Annotated in this window: 26 protein-coding genes and 1 tRNA gene; 9 read left to right on the top strand and 18 right to left on the bottom strand. The window is 67.3% G+C overall.

The features are described 5' to 3' along the window. The first annotated feature begins 133 nt into the window (after positions 1–133). Positions 134–868 (top strand): Tellurium resistance, encoded by a 735-nt coding sequence (locus ACFYP5_RS08475; RefSeq protein WP_389032247.1) that lies wholly within the window; start codon positions 134–136, stop codon positions 866–868. 107 nt (positions 869–975) lie between these two features. Here the strand turns inward: ACFYP5_RS08475 and ACFYP5_RS08470 are convergent, their stop codons facing one another. Beyond that, entirely contained in the window at positions 976–1,839 is an 864-nt protein-coding gene (locus ACFYP5_RS08470; RefSeq protein WP_389032246.1) for a TerD family protein, read from the bottom strand. A gap of 220 nt (positions 1,840–2,059) precedes the next feature. On the opposite strand from ACFYP5_RS08470, the gene ACFYP5_RS08465 reads away from it, so the two are divergent. The 4 genes from ACFYP5_RS08465 to ACFYP5_RS08450 all read left to right on the top strand — a co-directional run bounded on the left by ACFYP5_RS08465 (position 2,060) and on the right by ACFYP5_RS08450 (position 7,467). Continuing rightward, entirely contained in the window at positions 2,060–3,223 is a 1,164-nt protein-coding gene (locus ACFYP5_RS08465) for an HpcH/HpaI aldolase/citrate lyase family protein (RefSeq protein ID WP_389032243.1), read from the top strand. Between the two features lie 10 nt (positions 3,224–3,233). Further along, complete coding sequence (locus ACFYP5_RS08460) at positions 3,234–5,777, top strand: phosphoribosyltransferase (RefSeq protein ID WP_389032240.1); 2,544 nt, start codon at positions 3,234–3,236, stop codon at positions 5,775–5,777. Between the two features lie 83 nt (positions 5,778–5,860). Next, on the top strand, positions 5,861–6,754 hold the full coding sequence (locus ACFYP5_RS08455; RefSeq protein WP_389032989.1) for an HAD family hydrolase: 894 nt from the start codon (positions 5,861–5,863) through the stop codon (positions 6,752–6,754). Between the two features lie 53 nt (positions 6,755–6,807). Continuing rightward, positions 6,808–7,467 carry an O-methyltransferase gene (locus ACFYP5_RS08450; RefSeq protein WP_389032237.1) on the top strand — a complete coding sequence of 220 codons (660 nt, stop codon included), beginning with the start codon at positions 6,808–6,810 and terminating at the stop codon, positions 7,465–7,467. A 20-nt stretch (positions 7,468–7,487) separates the two neighbouring features. On the opposite strand, the gene ACFYP5_RS08445 is transcribed toward ACFYP5_RS08450, so the two are convergent. The 4 genes from ACFYP5_RS08445 to ACFYP5_RS08430 form a co-directional block, all read right to left on the bottom strand. Next, a complete protein-coding gene (locus tag ACFYP5_RS08445) occupies positions 7,488–7,700 on the bottom strand; it encodes a zinc ribbon domain-containing protein (protein ID WP_313937139.1) in 213 nt (70 codons plus the stop codon). Between the two features lie 29 nt (positions 7,701–7,729). After that, positions 7,730–8,329: a DUF4383 domain-containing protein gene (locus tag ACFYP5_RS08440; RefSeq protein WP_389032234.1), complete on the bottom strand. Its 600-nt coding sequence runs from the start codon at positions 8,327–8,329 to the stop codon at positions 7,730–7,732. A 72-nt stretch (positions 8,330–8,401) separates the two neighbouring features. Beyond that, positions 8,402–9,769, bottom strand: a complete 1,368-nt coding sequence (locus tag ACFYP5_RS08435; RefSeq protein WP_389032232.1) for a hypothetical protein — start codon at positions 9,767–9,769, stop codon at positions 8,402–8,404. Between the two features lie 71 nt (positions 9,770–9,840). Further along, positions 9,841–10,611, bottom strand: coding sequence for a DUF4097 family beta strand repeat-containing protein (locus ACFYP5_RS08430; RefSeq protein WP_389032229.1), 771 nt, complete (start codon positions 10,609–10,611; stop codon positions 9,841–9,843). Between the two features lie 200 nt (positions 10,612–10,811). Here ACFYP5_RS08430 and ACFYP5_RS08425 point away from each other — a divergent pair. Then, positions 10,812–10,886, top strand: a tRNA-Val gene (locus ACFYP5_RS08425). A gap of 100 nt (positions 10,887–10,986) precedes the next feature. Here the strand turns inward: ACFYP5_RS08425 and ACFYP5_RS08420 are convergent. The 13 genes from ACFYP5_RS08420 to ACFYP5_RS08360 all read right to left on the bottom strand — a co-directional run bounded on the left by ACFYP5_RS08420 (position 10,987) and on the right by ACFYP5_RS08360 (position 18,979). Further along, on the bottom strand, positions 10,987–12,123 hold the full coding sequence (locus tag ACFYP5_RS08420; RefSeq protein ID WP_389032226.1) for a tyrosine-type recombinase/integrase: 1,137 nt from the start codon (positions 12,121–12,123) through the stop codon (positions 10,987–10,989). Continuing rightward, positions 12,123–12,332, bottom strand: a complete 210-nt coding sequence (locus ACFYP5_RS08415; RefSeq protein WP_030970352.1) for an excisionase family DNA-binding protein — start codon at positions 12,330–12,332, stop codon at positions 12,123–12,125. Before ACFYP5_RS08415 ends, ACFYP5_RS08420 begins: the two co-directional genes overlap by 1 nt. After that, entirely contained in the window at positions 12,329–13,711 is a 1,383-nt protein-coding gene (gene repSA, locus ACFYP5_RS08410; RefSeq protein WP_356713394.1) for a replication initiator protein RepSA, read from the bottom strand. The genes ACFYP5_RS08415 and repSA overlap by 4 nt, the downstream gene beginning before the upstream one ends. After that, positions 13,708–13,902 (bottom strand): hypothetical protein, encoded by a 195-nt coding sequence (locus ACFYP5_RS08405; RefSeq protein ID WP_356713392.1) that lies wholly within the window; start codon positions 13,900–13,902, stop codon positions 13,708–13,710. Before ACFYP5_RS08405 ends, repSA begins: the two co-directional genes overlap by 4 nt. A 100-nt stretch (positions 13,903–14,002) precedes the next feature. Then, complete coding sequence (locus ACFYP5_RS08400) at positions 14,003–14,554, bottom strand: GGDEF domain-containing protein (RefSeq protein WP_389032222.1); 552 nt, start codon at positions 14,552–14,554, stop codon at positions 14,003–14,005. Between the two features lie 89 nt (positions 14,555–14,643). Continuing rightward, the gene (locus ACFYP5_RS08395; protein WP_356713388.1) at positions 14,644–14,964 is read right to left on the bottom strand and encodes a SpdD-like protein; all 321 of its coding nucleotides are present in this window, start codon (positions 14,962–14,964) and stop codon (positions 14,644–14,646) included. 23 nt (positions 14,965–14,987) lie between these two features. After that, positions 14,988–15,143: a hypothetical protein gene (locus tag ACFYP5_RS08390; protein ID WP_106972736.1), complete on the bottom strand. Its 156-nt coding sequence runs from the start codon at positions 15,141–15,143 to the stop codon at positions 14,988–14,990. A 19-nt stretch (positions 15,144–15,162) separates the two neighbouring features. Then, positions 15,163–15,354, bottom strand: a complete 192-nt coding sequence (locus ACFYP5_RS08385) for a mobile element transfer protein (protein WP_389032219.1) — start codon at positions 15,352–15,354, stop codon at positions 15,163–15,165. A gap of 21 nt (positions 15,355–15,375) precedes the next feature. After that, on the bottom strand, positions 15,376–16,062 hold the full coding sequence (locus ACFYP5_RS08380; RefSeq protein WP_389032986.1) for a DUF2637 domain-containing protein: 687 nt from the start codon (positions 16,060–16,062) through the stop codon (positions 15,376–15,378). Then, positions 16,062–16,265: a hypothetical protein gene (locus ACFYP5_RS08375; RefSeq protein ID WP_356713383.1), complete on the bottom strand. Its 204-nt coding sequence runs from the start codon at positions 16,263–16,265 to the stop codon at positions 16,062–16,064. The genes ACFYP5_RS08380 and ACFYP5_RS08375 overlap by 1 nt, the downstream gene beginning before the upstream one ends. 83 nt (positions 16,266–16,348) lie before the next feature. Next, positions 16,349–17,704, bottom strand: coding sequence for an FtsK/SpoIIIE domain-containing protein (locus ACFYP5_RS08370; RefSeq protein ID WP_389032216.1), 1,356 nt, complete (start codon positions 17,702–17,704; stop codon positions 16,349–16,351). Between the two features lie 2 nt (positions 17,705–17,706). Next, the gene (locus ACFYP5_RS08365) at positions 17,707–18,060 is read right to left on the bottom strand and encodes a hypothetical protein (protein ID WP_356713379.1); all 354 of its coding nucleotides are present in this window, start codon (positions 18,058–18,060) and stop codon (positions 17,707–17,709) included. Between the two features lie 139 nt (positions 18,061–18,199). After that, entirely contained in the window at positions 18,200–18,979 is a 780-nt protein-coding gene (locus ACFYP5_RS08360; RefSeq protein WP_356713377.1) for a GntR family transcriptional regulator, read from the bottom strand. An 18-nt stretch (positions 18,980–18,997) separates the two neighbouring features. On the opposite strand from ACFYP5_RS08360, the gene ACFYP5_RS08355 reads away from it, so the two are divergent. The 3 genes from ACFYP5_RS08355 (at position 18,998) to ACFYP5_RS08345 (ending at position 24,569) form a co-directional block, all read left to right on the top strand. Then, positions 18,998–19,468 (top strand): NUDIX domain-containing protein, encoded by a 471-nt coding sequence (locus ACFYP5_RS08355; RefSeq protein WP_356713375.1) that lies wholly within the window; start codon positions 18,998–19,000, stop codon positions 19,466–19,468. A 12-nt stretch (positions 19,469–19,480) separates the two neighbouring features. Continuing rightward, the gene (locus ACFYP5_RS08350; protein WP_389032213.1) at positions 19,481–19,957 is read left to right on the top strand and encodes a hypothetical protein; all 477 of its coding nucleotides are present in this window, start codon (positions 19,481–19,483) and stop codon (positions 19,955–19,957) included. 757 nt (positions 19,958–20,714) lie between these two features. Next, complete coding sequence (locus ACFYP5_RS08345) at positions 20,715–24,569, top strand: NACHT domain-containing protein (RefSeq protein WP_389032210.1); 3,855 nt, start codon at positions 20,715–20,717, stop codon at positions 24,567–24,569. Positions 24,570–24,688 lie beyond the last annotated feature (119 nt).

The following is a 24,688-nucleotide window of genomic DNA, read 5'->3' as shown; positions in this document are numbered from 1 at the left end:
AGGGATTGAGGAACGCTCTCAGCGGGGCGGTCGTACGGCGACGGTTCTCCGGGGACACCCGGAGCCGGCCCGGGGGCCGCCCCGCAGTGATGTGCGCGGGGCCGGGCAGTAGCGAGACGTATGGGGGTTGGGGATGGCGTTCTGGGACGGCCTGTGGCCGAGGCGCGAAGCGCAGTTCGAGTCGGGCAACGCGGCGACCAACTCCATCGTGCTCTCCAAGCGGCACGCCACGGTCTCGCTGACCAGACAAGGCGCGCTGACCGGCAACCTCAGGGTCAATCTCTCCTGGCGGATGCGTACGTCCGACATCGAGGGCCGATCGCGGCAGAGCGGCCGGCTGCTGCGGCCGTTCAAGCTCTTCCAGCCCGATGTGGTCCAGGCCCACACCCAGGGCGTGGTCAACGTCGACCTGGACCTGGGCTGCATGTACGAGCTGAAGGACGGCACCAAGGGTGTCGTGCAGCCGCTGGGCAACCTGATCGGCGACCTGAACGGGCCGCCGTACATCAGGCTCAGCGGGGACGACCGCTTCGGGGCGCCGTCGGGGGAGACCGTGTACGTCAACCTCGACCAGCGGGAGCAGATCAAGCGGCTGCTGTTCTTCGTGTACATCTACGACCAGACGCCGGCCTTCGACCGTACGCACGCCAAGGTGACGCTCTACCCCGGCAACGGGCCGCGGATCGAGATCGAGCTCGACGAGAGGGCCCCGCAGGCCCGCTCGTGCGCCGTGTTCACCGTGGAGAACGTCAAGGACGAGCTGATCGTGCGGCGCGAGGTGAAATTCGTCTACGGCTTCCAGTCGGAGCTGGACCGGCTGTACGGCTGGGGGATGCAGTGGGGCCGAGGCTACAAGTCACGCGCCTGAGACCGCCCGCGCTTCACCCCGGTCTGTGACCTGGGAGCCGCTCCTGAGTTCCGGCGATACCGATCGCCGGTCCTCGGACCCGGATGCGGCCCGCGGCGCCGGACCGGTCAGGACCGGACGAACTGCGGGCCTTGCGGAGGCAGGACGAAATTCGGGTCCGGGGCGGGCTGCGCAGCCGCCGCGGGCTGCGGATACCCGTACGCGGGCTGTGCGGAGGCCGGCTGCGGGTAGCCGTAGGCCGGCTGGGGAGCGGGGACGGGCGCTGCGACCGCTGTCGGCTGCGGGTAGCCGTACGCGGGCTGCTGGTGCTGGACCGTGGCCTGCGGGTCGGGGCCGGGCGCGGGGGGAAACACGGGGGCGGGCGGTGCGGCAGCCGGTGCGGGCGAGGGGCTGGGCGATCCGACCGCATCGGGCTCGGCCGCGGCCTCCGCCTCGTCGACCGAGATGCCGTACGCGGTCGCGAGACCCACCAGACCCGTCGGGTAGCCCTGGCCGACCGCCCTGAATTTCCAGCCATCGCCGCGCCGGTAGAGCTCACCGCAGATGATCGCGGTCTCCTCGCCGGTCTCCGGCCGCACATCGAACACGGCGAGCGGATCCACGCCGGCCGAGCCCGCGTCGTACAGCAGGATGCGCAGATCGCGGACCTGCTGGAAGGCCGCGCCGTCCGAGGACGCGGCGATCACCACCTGCTCGACCGAGGGGTCGAGCGCGCCCAGGTCGGCCTCGATGGTGTCGGTCAGCCCCTCGGCGACACTGCGCTTCGGCAGCCGTCGTACCAGGCCGGAAGGGTGCCTTGGCTGGTTGTAGAAGACGAAGTCCTCGTCGGAGCGCACACGGCCACCGGTGCCGAGAAGCAGGGCCGAAGCGTCCACGTCGGGGACCCCGGTGCCCGGGGTCCAGCGCAGCACGGCCCGTACAGCCGTGGCATCGAGGGGGACGTTCGAGCCCTTCAGCATCGCGTGCGTCATGGCGGTCATCCTGCCTGCTGGCTGCCCGCGCAGACAACGCGGGGGTCACAACCCATGTCCCGGCATCACGTCGGAGCCACGCCCGCCGCGCCCTGCGGAACCGTCGGGAAATGGACGAGTTACCCGAAATTCATGCACGCAGGGAACTCTCGACACCAGTCTTTACGTACTATTACCGGCCATGCGTTGTCCGGCCGGCCAAGCAGTACGGGGGAAACATATGCGGCATTTCGGGCACATCTCGCCCGCTGCGCGGAAGGGCCTGTTCCATCGGGAGCCGGGCGAATTCGGTGCGGGCTCGCCCGCCCGCATGCTTTCGGCCGCCCTGGGCGCCACTCTCTACTCCCCGGCCACCCGGCCGCGGCTCGCGGACGACATCATCAAACAGGCCGGGCGCGGTGTCGTCTCGATGGTGCTGTGCCTGGAGGACTCGATCGACGACTCCGAGGTGACGGAGGCCGAGGAGAACCTGGTCAGGCAGTTCACCGACCTCGCGGCACGCGGTGTCGAGGTGCCGCTGCTCTTCATCCGGGTCCGTGAGCCGGAGCAGATAACGGACCTGGTGAACCGGCTCGGCGGCTCTGCCCGATTGTTGTCCGGTTTTGTACTTCCGAAGTTCACGGAAGAGCGTGGTGTGCCGTTCATGGAGGCACTCACCAAGGCCGAGACGGCCACGAGCCGGCGGCTCTTCGCGATGCCCGTCCTCGAATCCCCGGAGCTGCTGCATCTGGAGTCCCGTGGCGAGACGCTGCAGGGAATCGCCCGTACCGTGGACAGGTACCGGGACCGGGTGCTCGCGCTGCGGCTCGGGGTCACCGACTTCTGCTCGGCGTACGGACTGCGCAGGGCCCCCGACATGACGGCGTACGACGTGCAGCTCGTCGCCGCGGTCATCGCCGACGTGGTGAACGTGCTGGGCCGGGCGGACGGCACCGGTTTCACCATCACCGGCCCGGTGTGGGAGTACTTCCGACTTCAGGAGCGCATGTTCAAGCCGCAGCTTCGCCGCAGCCCCTTCCTGGAGGGCCGGGCCGAGGAGCTGCGCACAGAGCTGATCGAGCACGACCTGGACGGGCTGCTGCGGGAGATCGAGCTCGACCGGGCCAACGGGCTGCTCGGCAAGACCTGCATCCACCCCTCGCACGTCGCGCCCGTCCATGCACTGTCCGTGGTCAGCCACGAGGAGTTCAGCGATGCACAGGACATCCTTCGGCCGGAGCGGGGAGGTGGTGGAGTGATGCGCTCCGCGTATACGAACAAGATGAACGAAGTGAAGCCCCACCGGGCCTGGGCCGAGCGCACGCTGCTGCGGGCCGAGGTCTTCGGTGTGGCGAAGGAAGACGTCGGGTTCGTGGATCTGCTGGCCGCGGGCCTCGCGGAATGAGCGCGCCTCGATGAGCGAGCGCGCAGCGAGGAAAGAGACGGCGAACGTGGTGTGGTCGGGTAGCTGGGTGGCGGAGCGACTGGGCGTCGAGCTCGTCGGAAACGGGGCGCCAGGAGGCGACGTGGAGCTCCGGGAGCTGCTGGGCCTCGCTCTGCGCCGCAACCCCAAGCGGGCCCATCTGCTCGTCTCCAACGTGCTGGGCAAGCATGTGCCGCAGAGGCCGTCCGTGGTCTACGGGGCGGGCTTCGAACTCGGCCTGCGGGTGCGCGAGCTCCTCGGGGCGGCGCTGGCGGGCCGGTCGGTGGTCCTCGGGTACGCGGAGACGGCCACCGGTCTCGGCCATGCGGTCGCCGACGGGCTGGGAGTGGCGCCGTATCTCCATTCGACGCGCCGCCCGGTCGAGGGCGTGGCCCGGGCGGGCGGCTTCGAGGAGTCGCACTCGCACGCGACCTCGCATCTGCTGCTGCCGGAGGATCCGACACTGCTCGGGACCCGCGGTGAGGGCCGGGCGGGAGAGCCGCTCGTGCTGGTGGACGACGAGTTCTCCACGGGCAACACCGTGCTCAACACGATCCGCGCGCTGCACGAGCTGTACCCCCGCGACCGGTACGTGATCGTGGCCCTCGTGGACATGCGGTCGCCGACCGACCGCGGACGCCTGACCGAGTTCGCCGCGGAGATCGGCGCACGTGTCGACCTGGTGGCGAGGGGAACGGGCACGGTCCGCCTCCCGGACGGCGTCCTGGAGAAGGGGCAGGCGCTGGTCGCCGCCCATGAGCGGGCCGCCGAGGCAGGCGACGGCCGCGCCGCCGCTTTCGCAGCCGGAGCCGGATCGTCGGTACCGGGGCGGGGGACCGAGACCTTCTGCACCCGGGTGGAGCTGCGGTGGCCGGCCGGAGTGCCCGACGGCGGCCGGCACGGCTTCACCCCCGCACAGCGCGCGTCCCTGGAAGCGGCCCTTCCCGCCATGGCCGCCCGCATCGCCGACGCCCTGGACGGCGACGCCCGCCGGGTACTGGTCCTCGGCTTCGAGGAGCTGATGTACGCACCGCTCCGGCTCGGCACAGCCCTGGAGGACCACACCGACGCCGAGGTGCGGTACTCGACCACCACGCGTTCCCCCGTTCTCGCCGTCGACGACCCCGGCTACGCGATACGCAGCCGTCTGGTCTTCCCGGCCCACGACAACCCGGCCGACGGCCCCGGCGAGCGCTTCGCCTACAACGTCGCCGGCGCCGGTTTCGACGCGGTGGTGGTGGTGGTCGACTCCACCGCCGACACCCCGGAGCTGCACGCCCGCGGCGGCCTGCTGGCGGAGCTGGCCGCGCACACCGCCCACGTCCTGCTGGCCGTCGTCCCCTCGTACGTCCCGTACGCCTCCTCACCCGCCCCCGAACGGCAGGAACCCCCTATGCTGCCCGAGCCCCTTCGCGGCCCCGTCTTCTCCTCCTACGGGCCGGACGACGTCGGATGGCTGCTCCAGGACCTCTCGGACACCGAACTGGAGGCGCCCACCGAGGAGCGCGAGGAGGCGATACAGAGCGGTGGCGCGCACTACGCCGAGTCGCTGCCCGTCGAATACCAGCCGTCCGCCGATTACCAGGACCTGTTCAAGGCGGCCCTGGACCTGTCGGCCGCCCGCATCGCACGGGCCGTCGGCACCGTCACCGAGACGGTTCTCGCCGAGCGCAGCCCCCGTCCCGTACTCGTCTCCCTCGCCCGGGCCGGAACCCCGGTCGGTGTGCTGATGCGCCGCTGGGCGCAGCACCGGCACGGACTCGATCTGCCGCACTACGCCGTCTCCATCGTGCGCGGACGGGGCATCGACGCAAACGCCCTGCGCTGGCTGGCCGCCCACCACAACCCGGCGGACGTCGTCTTCGTCGACGGCTGGACCGGCAAGGGGGCGATCACCCGTGAACTGTCGGCGGCGCTCGCCGAGTTCGAGGGCTTCGACCCCGAGATCGCGGTCCTGGCCGACCCGGGCGGCTGCGTCCGCACCTACGGCACCCGCGAGGACTTCCTCATACCGTCCGCCTGCCTCAACTCCACCGTCTCCGGACTGATCTCGCGCACGGTGCTCCGTTCCGACCTGGTCGGCCCGCACGACTTCCACGGCGCGAAGTTCTACCGGGAGCTGGCGGACGCCGATGTGTCCGGCCACTTCCTCGACACCGTCGCCGAGCACTTCGACGAGGTCGTCGACGCAGTGGACGCCGAGGTCAAGGAACTGCTCGCCGCGGACCGCGCCCCGACCTGGGACGGCTGGGCGGCCGTCGAGCGCATCAGCGAGGAGTACGGCATCCACGATGTGAACCTGGTCAAGCCGGGCGTCGGCGAGACCACCCGCGTACTGCTGCGACGCGTCCCGTGGAAGATCCTCGCCAAGCGCGGCGCCGGCGCCGACCTCGAGCACATCAGACTGCTGGCCGAACAGCGCGGAGTGCCGGTCGAAGAGGTCGACGAACTCCCGTACACCTGCGTCGGACTGATCCACCCGAAGTACACGCGGGGAGCGACCGGAGCGGACGGCAAGGCGGTGGCGTCGCAGTGACCACCCCGAACTCCCTGACCACGCCCGGCTCCTTGACCACCCCTGGCTCCGTGACGATCCCAACGCCCACGGCTCCGGCCCCCATGGCCGCTCAGGTCGCTCCGGCCCGCCCCGTGACGCTGGTCGCCAGCGACCTCGACCGCACCCTCATCTACTCGGCCGCGGCGCTCCAGCTCGCCATGCCGGACGCCGAAGCCCCCCGGCTGCTCTGCGTCGAGGTGTACGGCCACAAGCCGCTCTCCTATCTCACGGAGACGGCCGCCGCACTCCTCGAGGAGCTGGCCCGCACCACGGTCTTCGTGCCCACGACAACCCGCACCCGTGAGCAGTACCACCGCATCAGGCTCCCCGGCCCCGCACCGCAGTTCGCCATCTGCGCCAACGGCGGACACCTCCTGGTCGACGGGGTGTCCGACCCCGACTGGCAGACACAGGTGGCCCGCCGGCTCGCCGACGAATGCGCCTCGCTCGCCGAAGTCCGCGCCCACCTCGTCGCCACCGCGGACCCTGCCTGGCTCCTCAAGGAACGGGTCGCCGAGGACCTCTTCGTCTATCTCGTCGTCGAACGCGCGCTGCTGCCCGCGGGCTGGGTGAGGGAGCTGGCCGAGTGGGCGGACCCCCGTGGCTGGACCGTGTCCCTCCAGGGCCGCAAGATCTACGCCGTGCCCAAGCCGCTCACCAAGAGCGCAGCGATGAACGAAGTCGCCCGCCGCGCCGGCGCCACGCTCACCCTCGCCGCCGGTGACTCGCTCCTCGACGCCGATCTGCTTCTCGCCGCCGACCACGCCTGGCGCCCCGGCCACGGCGAACTCGCCGACACCAACTGGAGCGCCCCGCACGTCGACGTACTGACGGAGAACGGTGTGGCGGCCGGTGAGGAGATCCTCCGGCGTTTCCTCCGGGCTTCCGTCCCGCAGCAGAGCCTCCGGCAGGGAACAGTGGTACCTGAGGCCGTGACCGGTCTGCCCGGCAGGTGACCAGCGTGCCGGGCAGGTGACCGCCTGCCCGGCAGGCACAGAGGGAGTGCGCGATGAGCAAGGGAAACGAAACAAAGATCACGGACGAGCTGTACGCGTACATGCTGGCGCACAACCCGCCGCTCGACGCGGTGCAGCGTGAACTCGTCGCGACCACGTACGCGCACCTTCCCGAACAGGCGGGGATGCAGTCCGCCGAGGAGCAGGGCCCACTGCTCGCCTTCCTCGTACGGCTGACGGGCGCCCGGCACATCGTCGAGGTCGGGACGTTCACCGGGTTCTCGGCCCTGGCGATGGCGCAGGCACTGCCCGCCGACGGACGGCTGATCGCCTGCGACATCTCGGAGGAGTGGACCGCCTACGGCCGCGAGGCGTGGGAGAAGGCGGGCGTCGCCGACCGGATCGAGCTGCGCATCGCCCCCGCTCTCGACACCCTCGGAGCGATGCCGTCCGAGCCGCACATCGATCTGGCCTACCTGGACGCGGACAAGGGCAACTACATTCCGTACTGGGAAGAGCTGGTGCCCCGGATGCGCCGGGGCGGCCTGATCGTCACCGACAACGTGCTGTTCCACGGCGGTGTGACCGACCCACGCGCGACCGGCGGAGCGGCGGCCATCAGGGAGTTCAACGAGCATGTGGCCGCAGACCCGCGGATGGACAGCGTGATGCTCACCGTGGCGGACGGACTGACCCTCTCCCGTAAGCGGTAGCGACCGCGCGGCCGGCCGGGTCAGCCGCAGCAGCCCCCACCGCAGCAACCGCCGCCCGACGGGGCGGCGGGCGCGGACTTGGCCGACGCCCCGCCCACGGCCACCGTGGAGAGGAGCTTGACCGTGTCCTCGTGCCCGGCGGGGCAGGAGGCAGGTGCGGACGACTCGGCCATCGGACGGCTGAGTTCGAACGTGTCTCCGCAGGAGCGGCAGCGGTATTCGTAACGAGGCATGACCCCAGGCTAACCGGCGGGCACCACGGCTACTGCGTAATGCCCCTCCGGCCGGCAACCGGCATCGGCGAACTCCGGTCGTGGCGTTGTTCCCCGGCGGCCTCATCGGGATGCCGGGCACGCCAGTACGGGTTGTCGTGCGGGAGCCCGCCGCTGACCCTTCCGTACATCCCGAACATCATCAGCATCAGCCCGACGACAAAGCTGAACAGGACGTTCTGCATTCGGAAGGCGAGGAAATTGAAGCCGGTGCCGAGCAGTGCCAGATTGATGAAGCCACTGAGGATGAACGCGATGCCCAGGACCATGTTGACCGTCGAGGCGAAGTTTCCGCCGATCACCATCCCGACGAACAGGAGCAGGCCTACACAGATGGAGAGGACACTGAGCGCGCCGTTGGTGTTCAGACCCGCGACAGTGGCGTCGCCCGTGTTGAAGAAGCCGATCTTGTCGATGAGTCCCAGGATGCCGAAGGCGAGGAGCAACAGCCCCATCATCCCCGCTCCTATGCGGTAGACGCTGTTGAGCCGGTGATCGACCGGGAGATGGTCGTCGAACCGGGCGACTCTGCTGCGCCGTGCGGGCTTCTGTACACGTCGCCGCGGGGGATGCACTGCATGGGTGGCCATGAGCGGACTCCTTCCCGTCAACCACCAGGATCCGCCCCGCGCCCCGCCGCGACAACTCGGCTCAGCCACGGCTCAGCCGCCGGCGCCCCGCTCCTCCCGGATCTCGGAGACCACCCGCGCCGCCGTCTGCCGCACGGCTTCGGTCTCGGTCAGGAAGTGCCAGTAGTCGGGGTGGCGACCCTCCAGCCCGGCGATCGCGCGCTCCAGCCGGGCCACGGCATCGTCCAGCGGCCGGGCATGGCGCGGCTCGGGTGTGTTGCGCCCCGCCATGGCCAGACGCTGGGCGTCGCGGATGGCGAACCTGGTCCGCTGGATCTCCTGCTGGGGGTCCTTGGCCACGTCGTCGAGGCGGCGCAGCCGGTCAGCGGCCGCGGACACGGCCTCGTCCGTCGCGTTCAGCAGGGCGCGTACGGTGGACAGCCGCGACGTCGCATCGGCCCAGCGCTGCTCGTCCCGCGCCTTGGTGGCCTCCTTGAGCTTCTCCTCGGCCTGCCGCACATTGACCGCGGCCTGCTCGGGCACGGGCTGGAGGTCCTGCCAGCAGGCAGCGGTGAACCGCCGGCGCAGCTCGCTCAGCACCGGTTCCACCGAGCCCGCGCGCGTCGTGAGCGCCTGGGCTCGCGTGCGCAGAGACACCAGCCGGTGGTCGATCTCCGCGGCGCGCTCGGGAAGCTTCGCCGCCTCGGCCCGCACGGCCTCGGCGCCGCGCAGCACGCGATCCGCGCGTTGCAGCGTGTCCGGTACGCCGTGCCGGCCGGCGCCCTGGTTGAGCTTGGTCAGTTCGGGGGCGAGGGCCGCCAGGCGGGCGGCGAGATCGTCCGCCCGCAGTCCGGAGGCGCGCGCCGCATCGAGAGCATTGCTCGCACCGAGGAGCGCCTGTCGCGCCCGCTCGACGGCGGGCGCGAGCCGGGCGAGCTGCGTCTCGGCATTCCCCAGGAGGGGACCGAGTCCCTGCGCGAACCGTTCCAGCTCGCCCTTGATCCTCACGAGCTCGTCCTTGGCGGCGATCAGCTCCGTCCGGGCCCGCGCCGCGACCGCCGGCTCAAGATCGTCGCGATCGAGGTCGTGGGCGTCGACCGCCGTGATGTACGCATGACTGGCCTCGTCGATCCGCCGCCCCAGCGCGGCGAAATCGTCCACGACCTTCCGCGCGGCGGGCGAGCTGTCCACCGCGGTGATCGTCTCGATCGAGATCTGCAGATCGCGCTGAGCCGTGTCCAGCTCGTAGAAGGCCTCCGCGGCCGCGTCCTTCGCCGCCTGCGCATCGGCGCGCTGGCTCTCCCCGCGACCGCCGAACCAGCGCCGCGTACCACCACCGGCGAAGGCGGCCGGCAACGCCGCGGCGAGCAACGGCAACGGCAGCAGCATCAATCCGAGGACGTCCCTGACGGCGGTTCTGCCACCTGCTCTTGCCTGCGGCCGCGCGTGTGTCGCCGTCACATCCCTCTCCCGTGCCGTATCGCCTTGCCCGGTTCATTCTCCCACCAGGTAAGGACGAACACACGGGCCCGTTAGTTCGCGCTTCGAACCGTGATTTCCCCGTTGTCGCTGTGCGCCTTCACCACATGCGGGCTGCTGTCGCTGCGCGGCACCCGCACGGAGATGTCCCCGTTCCCGGCGACGGCGGTCACCGCGTACGCCTGCGACCCCTTCGGCAGCTCGATGGACACCCGACCGTTGTCACTGACGGTGTCCACCCGATCCGGCACGGCCGTGAACCCGATCCGGATCTCCCCGTTGTCCGACTGCGCGGAGACGGACGTGCTGGAGATCCGCTCCGCGACGACGTCCCCGTTGTCGCTCTCCAGCTTCAGCGGCGCACTGGAGTCACGCACGGTCACCTTCCCGTTGTCGGAGCGGAGCGTGAGAGGAGTGTCGAACCCGGAGGCGACGACCCGGCCGTTGTCACCGTCCACCGTCACCGCGACCCCACGCGGCACCTTCACCTGATGCACGGCGTCGCAGTTGCTGACGACCGCCGTGCACTTCACCCGCAGCGTGAGCTTGCCGTCCCGCATCGTCCAACGCGGGTCGGGCCCCTTCCCGAGCACCACCCACCCGTCGACACGACGCGTCACCTCGACCTTGTCCACATCGGCCGGCACGAGCTCCACGGCCGTATTGCCGGAGTCGATCGTCAGGGACTTCCCCCCGAACGCGAACGACTTGTGCTCGACCGGTGCGTCATCCACATCCGTACTTCCGCAACCGGACAGACCCAGCACGACGACTACGGCTCCTACGGACGCTACGAGTGTGCGAGTGCGGGTATGGAGTGCCACGGTGATCGATCCCCCGTCCGGGTCCGGGGGGCCCCTCCCACCGGTGTGGGACCACCGTAGGGAGCGCGGCAGCCCGGGGTGAATCCGGGCGGCTACCGTATGCGGGGTGGGGATATCCCCCCGAACCCCCGCCCTTCGTCGGCCCGGGCAACCGTTTGTGAGCATGGGCCATGCGCCATGTACGCTGTTCTCTCATCCACGGGTGCGTAGCTCAGGGGTAGAGCGCTGCTCTTACAAAGCAGATGTCGGCGGTTCGAAACCGTCCGCGCCCACCAGTAGGAATCACGACAAAGGCCCAGGTCACCGGTATCGAACCGGGAACCTGGGCCTTGATCGTTTTTCCGCGATTTCGGCGGGGGAGTGGCGTCGTGCCACTCACGTGCCAGATGCGTCGCCGGGCTCTGCCGGCCGAACCTTCCTGATCTGCTCGTCGACATGGGCGGCGATCGCATGGTCACGGCCGTTCACCAGGTGCTGATAGATCAATGCGGCCCGCACCGACGAGTGCCCCATCCGCTGCATCAGCTCGCGCGTGGTCGCACCGCCGGTTGCGGCGAGGGTGTTCCCGGTATGGCGCAGATCGTGGAAGTGCACGTCTCCGAGGCGGGTCGTCTCCAGGGCTCGCAGCCACAGGCGGCGGAAGTTGTTCCGGCGAAGCTGCCCGCCCCGCGCTCCCGTGAAGACGAGGCCTGTACGACCCGGCTCGGCGTAGGCAGCGAGGTGAGCAGCCAGGCTCTCCGTAAGCGAGTCCGGGAAGGCGACGGTACGGACACCGGCCGCGCTCTTGGGTCCCTTGACCAGGATGCCGTCCGTGCGGGTCTCTGCCAGGGCACGCCGTACGGCGACGGTTCGCCGGCCGAGGTCGACGTCATGGCGCTGGAGCGCGGCGAGCTCCCCGAAGCGGAGTCCAGTGAAGGCTGCCAGGAGAATGAACACCCTGAAGCGCGCCGGCAAGGCGTCGGCGAGCTGGAAGACCTCGGTGACATCTAGGAACGGCCGTTCGGCTGTTTTGGCCGCCCCAGCACCCTTGATACGGCAGGGGTTGCGCTGGATCACCTCGTCGTCGACCGCGGTATTCATGATGGCGCGGAGGATCTGATACGCCTTGGCGACCGTCGGTTCACCGACACCGGACTCCAGGAGGCCAGCACGCCAGCGGCGGATCTGCGGTGTCGTGATCTCACTCAGGACCACGTTCGCGAAGGTCGGCAGGACGTGGAGGCGTAGCGCGCTGCCGTTGCGTTCACGGGTAGTTGCCGCGTAATCGCGCTCCCTGAACCAGGCATCGGCGTATACCCCGAAGAGAATCTTGTCGTCGGGGTTCTTCCATCGGCCGTCGAGGATCTCCGCTTCCTTGCGGACGAGCCACCGATCAGCGTCGGTCTGCGTGGGGAAGGTTTCCGGCGCCGAACGCATCAGACCATCCGGGCCGGGATACCGGGCCTGGAAGCGGCCAGACGGCAGCTTGCGGACCGAACCGAACCGACGGCGTTTGCCCTTTTGGTTTGCCATCAGGCCACCGCCCCGAACCGGCGACTCGTGACGATCGGCTGGACAGTGTTGGCCGCGATGAAGTCAGCCAACGCGCCCTCAGGGATGCGGACATGCCGCCCCACCTTCACGAACACGATGCGACGCTCGGCGATGAGGCGGCGGGGGAAGCGTGCGGTTGTACCGAGGAGTTGAGCGGTCTCCTCCACCGTGAGCAGTCGGTCAGTCATGCGGTCATGTCTCCTTCCAGGGCGAGGGCTTCGCGAGCGGTTTCTCGGTTGAGTTGCAGGTCTCTGGCGATCGAGGCGGCGAGGACGGATTCGCCGGGGCTGTGTCCCTGTCCGGCGTACTGCCAGTCGGTGAGGACGAGGACGGTCGGGTCCTGGTCCGGGTGGGGCAGGCCGAGTTCTTCGCGTTGCTGGGCGGCGCGGTAGTCGGCGCGGATCTGGCGGAGTGCGCCGAGGGTGGTGGAGTAGCGGCGGGACTTGGAGGAGAAGTGGCCGCGGAAGCCGAGCATGTGGGCCCAGGCCCTCAGCCGCCGGTCCGGGTAGAGCGGATCGAGGTCGAAGCAGGCTTCGATGAGTCGGCGCGGGTGGTCGGGCACGTCGAGCAGGACCAGGGCCTCACGGTTGCCGACGCGACGGTCGACGGTGCCAGTCGTCTCGGCGGCTTTGGTCGCGTACTTGGCGACGTAGGAGGCGACGGCCTGTTCGGTGATGTCGGTACCGGCGTCGAAGGCGCGGATGGGACGGATGTCGAGCTGGGTGCCCCAGCGCAGCGGGCGCGCGGGGTGGCCGGCGGCGGCCGGGACGGTGATGGTCGTGTACGAGTGCGCGACGGCCGCGCGGATGGAGTCGCTGAGCAGCTGCACGGAGGCCCAGGAGGGCGGCGGGCTGTCGGCCCCTTCCGGGCCGTCGAGGCGTACAACGGCATGGAAGTGGACGGCTCCGCGCTTCTGGAACTCGGCGACCTTGCCGTACGAGACCCGTGCCGTTTCTTTGAGTTCGCGTTGGGTGAGGCCGGCGCGGGCGGCGATCTCGCGGCGGAGGCGGTTGGTGAAGCGCTGCCACAAGTCCCCGGCGTGGTTGTTGAAGAGGACCGCGCCCGCATAGTCGTACGAGTCCGGGTCGAGCGGTGTGCCGAGGGTGTCGTCCTCGGGTGGGTGCTGGACACCACAGCGGCAGCGGCCGGCGTCGGGACGGTTGTGGACCGGGCCGAAGGATGGGGCGGTGAGCGTGGCGAAGACGCGGGGATGGTCGCGGACGGTGGCGGGGACGTCCTTGTCCTGGTCGCCCGCGAGCCCGGCACGGATGAGGTGGTAGGTGTCGGCGGAGTAGGTCCAGGCGCAGGCCGGGCAGCGGGAGGCGCGGCGGTTGCCGCAGGCGACGCGGAGTCGTCCGTCGGGTTCGGTGTCGGTGGAGTAGCGGTGCAGGGTCTCGCCGGTGGTCTTGTCCTTGGTGAGCGTCCAGCCGGACAGGTGGATGGGGTTGGAGCAGCCACCGGTGCGGCGGATCTGGTCTTGCCAGCGGTCGAAGCCGGTGGACCCGGCCACCCGCAGGAGATCGCCGAGGGTGGCCGGGTCCAGGCTCGCGAGGATCGAGTCCGTCACGCGTGCTCCCGCTGGGCGACCGGGGCCGGAGCCGCGGTGCGGGTCGAGCCGGTGCCCTGGCAGCGGCGGCAGGTGACCTGGAGGGTGGCGCGGGTGCCGTCGTCGAGGAGCGTCCCGGTGTCGATGGCGACGGCGGGGAAGCCGTCGCAGTCCGGGCAGATGCGCGTCGGGGCAGGGCTGTGCTGGGTCATGATGGTGGTCCTTTCGATTGCGGTTGGAAGGGGCCGGACCGTCCGGGCGGCGGCGATGCTTGGCGGCTTGTGCGCCGCCCGGAGGCCGGTCAGAGCTTGATCAGCGGGAGAGCGGACGGGTGCCGCGTCGACCGGCCTTTCCTTTGTCCGCGTACATCGCGCAATCGGCGGTGGCCAGCGCGTCGGAGAGACTGCGGACCGGCAGGTCTTTTACGTGGCAGGAGCCGACGGACACGGAGACCGGGAGTCGACGTCCGGCGTAGGCCACGGGCTGGCGCAGGGCGCGGTGGAGGCTTTCGAGGTCCGGGGCCTGGCGGGCGATGGCGACGAACTCGTCTCCCCCGAGGCGACCGGCGATGCCGTGACGGCCGCACCAGGCTGCGAGGCGTTCGGCGGTGACGGCCAGGGCGAAGTCCCCGGCGGCGTGGCCGTGGGAGTCGTTGAGGTTTTTGAAGTCGTCGAGGTCGAGCAGGAGGACGACGGCGTCCCGGTGCCGGCGGATGATGCGTTCGGCGAGGGCGGTCCATCCGGCGCGGGTTCGAAGGCCGGTGAGCGGGTCCCGGCGGGCGGTGACGAGCCGGTGGGTGAGCAGGGCGGTGTGCGAGGCCCAGCCGATGAGCGGTAAGGCGAGGGCGAGCGCTTGGGTGTCCACGGTTCTCCTTCGTTGCGGTTGGAAGGGGTTGCGTGGGCCGTCCGGGCAGTGGCGATGCTTGGCGGCTTGTGGCACCGCCCGGAGGCCGGTCAGCGATGCTGGTTGTCAGAGGCGATGAGCGAGCGGATGACCAGGGCGCAGATGGCGACGGATACGCCGGTTATTGCGACCGCGAGGAGCATCGAGACCAGGACCGCGCCGACGACCAGGACGACGGTCGCCCCACCACCCACGAGTGCGACGACAGCACCCGGCGTGAGCTGGACGGTCGGCCTGGCCGCAGGGGTCGGGGCGACCAGAGGCGTGGGGTTCTGCGGGGTGTGCTGGACCACGGCGGTGGGCTCGACGATGGTCGGCGGGGTTATGCGGCCGGTGGGCTGGGGCATGGTGGGGACCTTGGGCTTGAACATGGTGGATCTCCCTTCGAGAACGGTTACTTGGTGACGCTGTCGATGGCCGGGGCGAGGAAGCTGTCCGCGAGGAGGTAGCCGCCCAGGAGCAGGACGGCGACCAGCCACAGCGGCGGGCGGATGAGCTTGATGCCGAGAGCGCCGACGACGATCAGGGCGAGCCAGAGCGGGACGTCCATGACGCGATCTCCTCTGTGGTCAGCGGGCGGTGCAGCGGTGGGTGCGGGCGGCGAGCTGGGCGGCGCTCTGGCTGGAGTAGTCGGCGGACCAGCCGCAGCGGTCAGCGCTGCAGACGGCGGCGTGTTTGGTGTGGCCGTGGCGGTCGCGGTGTGTGCCGATCTGCACCGGGCCGATCCGAATCACGGAGTGGAAGTGGTCACGAGCGGGCATGGCGGCGGTTCTCCTTTCCGTTCAGGCGAGTTGGGCGGCGATGGTCTCGGCGAGCTGCGGGGGGACGCCGAGTCGGGCGCGCAGGGTGTCGGTGTCGATCCGGGCTCCGGTGCGGGCCTGGTGGTCGTCGGCGAGCTTGCGGGCGTGGTCGACCAGCGCGGCCGGAACCGACGGACCAACCGGGGCAACGGGGGTGGAGGGGGCGAGTTCCGGGATGCCCTCGGCAGCCGCGGCGATGGGCTCGGGCTCCGGTCGCGAAGCGGGGGCCGTGTCCCGCTCGACTTCGGGACTGGGCTCCTGCTCTGCGGATGCCGGCGGAACTGTCTCCGGCTCCGGCTCCTCGGTGGTGTGCGAGTGGGCGAGGAGGGTGCCGCCGAGGAAGGCGAGGGCGGGCCAGCCCGCGATGCCGAACCGCAGCCAGGCCGGCGGGTGGGCGAGGTCGAGGAATCCGGCGGTGGCGACGTTGGCGCCGAGCGAGGCGAACAGAGCGATCAGGAACCAGCACCAGGCCAGCCGGGACGGGCCCTCACTGCGCAGGCGTCGCCAGGCCGCGACCAGGAGCAGGTCCACCGAGATGGGGTAGGCCCACGCTTTCCAGCCGTCCTGCCCAGCGGCGTCGGCAAGGTCGTGCAGGTGGGCGAAGGACAGGGCACCGGCGATGACGGCCTGGACCAGGACGGCGTCCACGCGGAACGCGGGCCGGGCCATCACGAGCCGCCGGGGTAGTCGGTGCCGCCGATGGGGTCGTATCCGGGCGGGAACATGCCCGGCGGAGGCTCCGGGAGCGACGCAGCCAGAGAGGGGCCGATGGTGTCGATGAAGTCGTCGTCGGCGCCGGGGAGCTCGGCGTACAGGGCCAGGGCGCCGAGCATCAACACGGTGCGGTGGAAGTCCTCGATGTGCTCACACATGGGAGTCGCTCTCCCTTCCTTCAGGCATGGAGCGGGTAGGGACCTGGCGCGATGCGGTCACGCCAACCGGGGAGCGGGACGAGTCAGGCTGTGACGGAGGCAGGCTTGGTGAGCGGCTCGGAGGCCGGGGCCAAGGCACCGACGAGGGGCCGGAAGGCTGCGAGGACGGGCAGGTCCGGGGTGCGGTCGGCGTGCCGGTTGCAGATGTTCACGGCCTGGCGCAGCGAGGTGTGCGGGGCGCGGATGCGGGCCCAGCCGCCGGAGGAATCGCCGGTGACGGCGATGCCGGGCGTCTCGGTGGGGATCTGGATGGCGGCGAGGACAGCGTCGGGGGCGATGTCGCCGAAGGCCATGTTGGCGGAGGACTCGTCGTTGACGCGGTGGGCGGTGCGACCGGTGAGCTGGGCGCGGAGCATGGTGATGCCCTTGCCGAGTTCGGAGCCGAAGCGCTGTCCGCAGATCTCCAGGTAGATCCCGGCAGCCCGGCCGAGTTGGGCAAGCCGGACCAGAGCGGTGATGATCCGATCCCGGCGCTTCTCCTCGTCCTTGGTCGCGAAGAGGGCGAGTTCTGCGACCTCGTCCACCAGGACCACGACCGGGACAGGTCGCAGGTGGTCGGGCAGGTCCCAGATGTCTGCGGCGATCTCCGCGTCCGGCACGTTCACCGTGATCCGCTGTTCAGCCCGGATCAGTTGGTAGACGTCCTCCATGTGCGTCACGAGAGCGTCGAGGAGCTCAAGGGCTGTGTCGGGGTTGTCGGCGAGTGCGGAGAACCGGCGAGCCAGCGGGAAGAGTTCGACGCCCTGCTTGCAGTCGATTCCGACCAGCGCGACGTTCATGGGCGCGAGGCCGGCCACCAGGTTGCGCTGATAGACGGACTTCCCCGACTCGGTGGCACCGAGGGTGAGCCCGTGCGGAACGCTGCGGTAGTCGCGGTAGTGGACTGCCCCGTCCTCGCGCAGGGCGACCGGGACCCGCATCGGTGCAGGGTCGGTCTTGGCAGGCATCTGCACCCGCTTGAGCACGTCGTAGCCGGTCATCCGCACTTCGACCACACCGGAGCGCAGTTCACGGGAGGTCACGCCGTACATGCCAAAGGAGTGACGCAGCCGGTCTGTCGCGGCGGAGACGTCGAAGGCGTCCTGACCGGGGCGGAGCTTGAGGCGGAACACGAGGCCGGTGCGAGTGGGATGAACGCGCAGGATGCGCGGGGCGCGAGACTCCGGCGCGGGCCGGCTGGCGATCCGGGCGAGGGCCAGGCGCCAGCGGGAGGGCGGGACAGTCAGTCCACACGCGTCCATCACGGAGACGTAGCGGACCGACACCCGCACGGCGGCTAAGGCCGCGCCGAAGGCCAGCCAGTACCAGGCGGGGCGCCGCCACCGCAGAATCACTGCGGCAGCGACAACCAGCACCAGGGCGACCGTGAAACCGGTCATGATCAGGCCGCCTTCGGATGAGACGCAGCGGCGGCGAGCGAGGTGACCGCGACCGCGCGGAACGCGATCCCGTGCCGCTTCTGCCCGTTGAACTCGTTCTCCCACGCCGAGGCGACAAGGCCCGTCAGCGCAACCGGAGTACCCATGGCCAGGTCCTCGGAGACGCCCGGCTGGGGAACGGTGAGCTTGAGGATCTCCACCTCGTCCGGCGTGGAGAACATGACCTCCACCGTCATCAGGGTCACGCCGTCCTTGTCGAGCGCGATCTCACCAGTACGGCGGTCCTTGACCTTCGGCTGGGGGGTCTTGGCGACCATGACGGTCGCATTGGTGGTGTCGACGGGAATCTGACGCACAGCAGATCACTCCTCTGTAGGTGCCGAACTCCGCCACTCATGTATATGAGTGACATGAAGAAGAGTGCAGCACTCCTATACATGAGTCAACCCGCCGCGAAGAAGAAATCGCAACGGGCCGAGGGGAGTTGAGTGTGCGTCAGTCGGTGGCAGGGATCCTGTAGCTAAAGACGAACTGGTCAGCGGCCATGAGGGTGTCGCAGACCTCGACCACACGACCCTCTTCAGTCACGGCGTTCCGGACGAGATGAATGACGGGGGCACCGGGGCTCAGCGCGAGTTCGGAGGACTCCGCCTTGGAGGCCGGCCGCGCCTGGAGGGTCTCGACGAACTCCGCGAAGACATGGCCGTCGTCTTCAAGTCGGGCGTAGATCCCACCGGGGCCAGGGTTCTCGGAGAACAGCTCCGGGATGTCCTTCACGACCTCCCACGGCAGGTACGACGTAGCAGTCTCGACCGGAGTGCCGTTGCGGAAGTAGAGGCGGCGGCGAGCAAGCACCTTGGCTCCGGGATCCACACCGAGGCGTTCCGCGATGTCGTCGGGTGCGTCGGCCGGGCCGATGAACAGCACACTCACCTTGGCGGTCGCGCCGGCCTGCTCCGACTCTGCGAGGTACGCGGCCTTGCCACCCTTGCGATGCGAGCGCCGGAACCGGTCCGACGAACGATGTCGCACCGGGGGCCGGGCCTTCACCAAGGACCCCTTGCCATGCCGGGTCTCCACCAGGCCGCTCGCACGCACCTCCACCATGGCCTTGCGGATCGTGCCGCCGGACACCCCGTAACGGTCGACCAACTCGGACTCACTCGGCACCATGTCGCCAGGCTTCAGGACACCCGACCGGATCTGCTGAACGATCTCGTCGGCGATCTGAACGTACCGAGGTACGGCCCTGCCATCTCCTACCGCGGTTCCCATAGACCTACCCACTCTCCTATGCTCCTGTACATGAGTAACAGCGCCCAGGAAGCCCCGTCAACGCCGAAGCACAGTGTGTCCGTGGCAGGGGCTGTCGTGCGCGAGGACGGCCGACTCCTGGCGATCCGCCGCGCGGACAACGGCACATGGGAGCTGCCGGGCGGAGTGCTGGAGTTGGACGAGTCCCCGGAGCGAGGCGTCAGCCGCGAAGTCTGGGAAGAGACCGGCATCCACGTCGAGGTCGACCAGCTCACAGGCGTCTACAAGAACACGGCCAGAGGCATCGTCGCCATGGTCTTCCGGTGCAAGCCCTCAGGGGGCACCGAACGAACGTCAGCCGAATCCACCGCGGTCGACTGGCTCACCCCGGAGCAGATCACCGAGCGCATGTCCGAGGTCTACGCAATCCGCCTGCTCGACGCCCTGGACGGGGCCGGCCCCCACGTGCGGAGCCACGACGGCAAGCACCTCATCACGAGCTCTCGCTGAAAGAGGACGCTCATGTCAGCGGACGTCGAGCTGCACTTTGACCGTGTCCGCACGAAGGGGTCTCACAACGATCTCCGGTTGCGCATTGGCCCCTACCAACACCGCTGCGATTCCTACTACCTGGCGTTGGACGACTCTCCGACCGTCCCCGGTGGCCTTGGCCCCAGGATCTCGCGTCTGCTGGAGCAGTGGGGCACGCAGCTCGCCAGCCTCAGGGATGGGGGCGGCACCGTCTACCTGCCGTACGACTTCTCTGACCAGTGCACCGCATGGCTACGAGTGTCATCCTCCGACGGGCAGACCGCCGAGGTCCAGGCTGGATGGAGCTTGATCGAAGGCTGGGGGATCTACCCCTCGGACTACCTCTCCACAGCACCTGTCGTGGCGGACTTCGACCCGATCGCCAGGGCCCAAGTCGTGTGCTCATTGATCGACCTTGCAGCGCGCATCGACGCCAACCGCACCAGCCTCGAAGCCACGGGCTCGTAGCGCGGTAAGAGTTTCTCTACTTCATCAAGGCCCGCGCACGGCGCGGGCGCGCACCGCCTCAGCGGCGCGGCCTGCCTCTGTCTTCGCCCCGGCTGGCCGCGCCAGGCGGCGCGCTGCGTGCTGCAGGCGGAAGCGAGAAAGCCATCCGCAGGTCAAGGACATGCCTCCGGCGGGGGGCGCTCAGACTCCGGGAAGGATGGGCGCCATTGGCGAGTGCCGGCCGGATCGTGGCGAGCGTCGTGGGCTCCCATCCCGTCCACCTTCGTCCCAGGCAGAGCCGAGCAGTCGCGGCCCAGGGCGTCAAGGTCGTTCGTACAGTGGCGCGCTCCACCTTGACGCCCTGAACCACGCCCGCTCCACCATGTGTGGGCCGAAGGCGGACGGGATGGAAGCTGAGGTGCGTGGTGGGTTGGGATGGGGGCGGCGGAAGCCGAATGACCCTGCTGGCCCGCTCCGGCCAGTAGCCGTAGGCGATGGACGCCCCGGTCCGCCATGCTGCCTTGGCGATCATGCGCCCGTGGTGGCCGCATCGTGTGAGGGTGGGGATTGTGGAGCAATCGCAGGTCGAGGCTAAGTGCGGAGGAACTGCCATGGGGGCCGGCCGCTGCCTGCTCGGTCGGCGGTCCCCCGCGGTTCCTCCTAAGACTTGGCACGCATCTGGCTACGTGAACGGCGCGCGTTGCATCTGCGGGGTCTCAGAATGGTCTTCTTCTCAGAAGGCCCAGCGAGGAAGCCGAGTGTCCGACATACTGCGGCCATGAAGTTTGATCTCTCCAAGCTGGGGTCACGCGAGTTCGAGAACCTCACTCAGACCCTGGCCCTTGCCGAAATCGGCTCAGCCCTGAGCGTCTTTGGTCCCGGTCCAGATGGCGGGAGAGAGGCAACCTTCGACGGGCCCATCACCTTGGGTAAGGACGGGCCGACTGTAGATGGATACGGGGTACTTCAAGCTAAGTACTGCGAAACTCTTACCACGCCTCAGAAGGACGCGACTTGGCTGATCAGTCAGATTCGCGCTGAGCTAAAGGATTGGAAGACTTCCAACAAGCGAACCAGAAAACCAGACTGCCTCATTTTTGCAACAAACGTTACGCTTTCGGGAGTGCCAAGCACAGGCGGTATCGACCGCGTAGACAAGGAGCTCAAGGCCCAATGTGGGGCCCTAGGGATCAAGAAATGGATTGTGTGGCACGGGGAGACTGTCAATCGCCTTCTGGAGATCCACACCAAGATCCGGACTAGTTATGCAGCATGGGTTCTCCCGGGTGATGTGCTTGCCGAGTTGCACTCCCAACTTTCGGCACGCAAAAAGGACGTCGGAAAGGGGCTACAAAGATACCTGGCCAAAGAACTGGTACGTGACCTCCACGTCAACTTGGACCAGGCCGGCTCCGCAGACGACTTGCAGATTCCACTCGCAGAAGTCTTCATCGACCTACCAATGGGGCCTCCAGGGGGGAATAACTCAGGCGCACCAGCTCACATTCTACGGAATCTTATCAATTCGTGCGACAGGAGAGACTCATCGCACACGGCAGACCGACGGAAAGGGAGTCACCGGCGTTACGTAATTGTAGGAGGCCCGGGGCAAGGGAAAAGCACCGTGAGTCAATTCCTTTGTCAAATTTACCGAGCACGCCTCATCGAAGGAACCGCTGTAGGACGCACCACGGAAGTTGCGCAGGCAGTAAAACTAATTACAGAGCAAGCCGCGCGCGAGAGACTCATTCCCAATTCTCATCGATGGCCAGTAAAAGTGCCACTGACTCAACTTGCGGACGACTTGGCGCATGGTCGCTCAAAGTCTCTTCTACAATTCATTGCTGCGCGAGCCTCGGATTCCTCGGATGTCAACATCACACCACAAGATCTACGTGAATGGCTTGCAACTTTCCCTTGGCTTTTGCTTTTGGATGGCCTTGATGAAGTGCCAGCTTCGAGTAACCGAGATCAGGTTTTGTCCGTAATCAACGAGTTCCTCATGGATGTTGAGGAAATCTCCGCCGACGTGACACTAATTGCTACTACCCGACCCCAGGGATACACAGAGGAATTCTCACCTTCGAATTTCTTGCATCTGGAGCTCAAACCTCTCGGAAAAGAACGCGCGCTTCACTACGCGGGAAAACTGGCAACTGCTCGCCATAGTGCCGACTCAGAACGCACCTCAAGGCTTTTGCATCGGTTGAATCAAGCAGCGGATGAAGTGTCAACTGCGCGCTTGATGTCATCTCCACTTCAAGTCACAATCATGGCAGTGTTGCTTGATCGAATGGGAAAAGCTCCCAAGGATCGCTATACCCTTTTCAAAGATTACTACAGGGTGATCTACGAGCGTGAACTGGAGAAGGAAGGAGCAGCAACAAACCTCCTACGAGACCATAGAGCAGATATTGACACCATTCATGCCGATGTGGGCCTTCTCCTTCAAACGCGAAGTGAACGGTCTGGAGACACGGAGTCCAGGATTGCGATTGGAGAATTCAGCACAATAATTCGGCAGCGCCTCGAAGGCGAGGGGCATGTAGGGGCATCACTAGATTCACTGGCCAAATCTATCAGCCTCGCCGCTACGGATCGCCTTGTCTTCCTAGTCCCGTCTCGTGCAGGAGAGGTCGGATTTGAGATCCGATCACTACAGGAATTTTGGGCCGCAGATGCTTTGATGTCGGCTAGCGATGTAGAGGTTCGAGACCGGCTAAGCCTGATCAGTGCAAGTTCCCATTGGCGAAATGTATTTCTATTTGCAGTGGGTAAGATCTACGCTGAAAGACGGCATCTACGCGACTCCGTGAGTGCAGTCGTGGCAGAGTTGAACATTCACGCAAAAAGTCCTCAGGCGCCCACGCGACGCCTCGCCCTAGGTTCGCGCCTCGCTTTGGACATTCTGGCTGATGGGATGGTGAAGGCGCCCAAGCATGAGGCTGTCTTGGTTGACCAAGCCACGAAACTATTTGGCTTGCCAACAGTCAATGATGTAGAGCGGCTCGTGCCGGCCCTATCCGATAGCGGACTGCAAACAGCAAAAGAGAACGTTGAAAATTGGCTTCTTGAAGGAAAGCGAGCGAGCGAAAGTCTTCTTGTCTTCCTGGCAAGGCTAGCTGCTAGGGGTGATGCATGGGCTAAGACGACTCTCGATGCAGTTTATGCAGGTATGGATAAGGCTGCGCAAGTAAGTGTAATGCGACTTGCCTTCGAAGTATCTTCGCCGAAATTGCTGAGTGTCGCAGCTGAGCGGCTTCTGGATGTTCCTATTTGGGATCTTCCGGCAATCCTATCTGCCCGGTGGAGGCGCCCTTACTCTCGTCCCTTGCACATCGATTCAGGTCCTGAGTGGGTAACCAACTTCATTACCGCCTACGAGCAACCTGCGTTCCACGAACACTTCTCTGCTTCACTCGTAGTTGGGGGCAGCAGGGTCACTTGCCATATCCCAAAACTTAGAGATCATCAAATTTGGCGTGATATCAATCTATCTGAGGTTCGCGCCGACCATTGGATGCACGCAGTCAAGCGATTCAACGATGAGCCGTCGGCAGTGGCGCTCGCCCAGTCGGCCCTGGCGGTTGATGCGGCTGGATTCGATCTCGTCTGGGGTAGCTCATTTCTGCCGTGGCCCATTGTCGCTGTACTTCAGGACGTAAAAGACGGACTCCTATCCAGAGATTCTCTCGGAGATGACTCCTGCGTCGGAGAATTCGACGATTGGCAACGAATTGAGAGCTCCTGGCAAGAGCCGATATTGATTGACCGCCTAGCGCAGAGCTTCACGGCGAGCATCCGTGACTGCCTTCCGTTTATTCCGTTGGCGGCAAGCATTGGGCGGAGTTTCGACCCACCGGCTCAAAGCGGGCGCAGACTAGTTCCGGGAGCTCACCTTGCCGAAATTCTTCAATGCCTCTCTGCCGCACCCGGCTACGTAAGGTCAGATGTGGCCCAACTGATTATCGGCAGCGCACATGCATTCGATGGAGTAATGGCTGAAAAGGAAACGATAGCGAGCCTAAAGGGGATTTCGGAGATTGCCTTGAAGGGGCGAGCCCACGTGGACCTCTCTTGGCTGTCGCGCGCACGGAGACTTCCGGACGGGATCGGAGCATGGCTCAATCAAGCGCTGCGGACCACTTCTGGTTCTGCTTGGCTTCCGCATGTCCCGCCTTCGGTTTTTCGGGAATGGGCCAAGGACTTTTCTCAGGTTGAACTGGGTCTCGCGCTTTGTACTGTAGAGGCGGGTGCCCTTCCTCGGGGACTTCGCGTCGCATTTTCTCGCGAGTGGAAGAAAGTCGCACGAGATGCGTCCATCGACATTCGACACCGGGGAGCGATCTGCCTCGTCGTCAGCTCATTTGAGCCATGTAGAGACGAAGAAGATTACTTTGCGAGGGTTGAGGTCCTTACGACGGCAGTAAAGGCCAGAGCGCTCGACCCTGAATACATTGCAATGCAGATCCATCTCTCACACGACGCTATCCAGCAAAGATTCCTTTTCGGCTTTCTCGATGCGTCGCCAGAACTTCATTACGAAGTGTGGGAAGTGGCAATGGAACGGCTCGTGGCTGACGAGACTAGCGTTCCGACCAAGATTGATTTCAGCTCAATGAGGGCCCTATAGGGGCCCGCCGCCTCAGCCACGACGCACCATTTTGTCGCCGCTCTCGGCGTCCGGCGCCGCCAGTCACCGCCGCTGGTGCATGGGCAATCAGCCGAAGTGCAACAGTCATCCCGCGCTCC

The sequence above is a fragment of the Streptomyces sp. NPDC005262 genome, assembly GCF_042872425.1.
Taxonomy (GTDB): Bacteria; Actinomycetota; Actinomycetes; order Streptomycetales; family Streptomycetaceae; genus Streptomyces.
The sequence above is the reverse complement of the archived record's forward strand: the minus strand, read 5'-3'. Positions and strand labels throughout refer to the sequence as shown.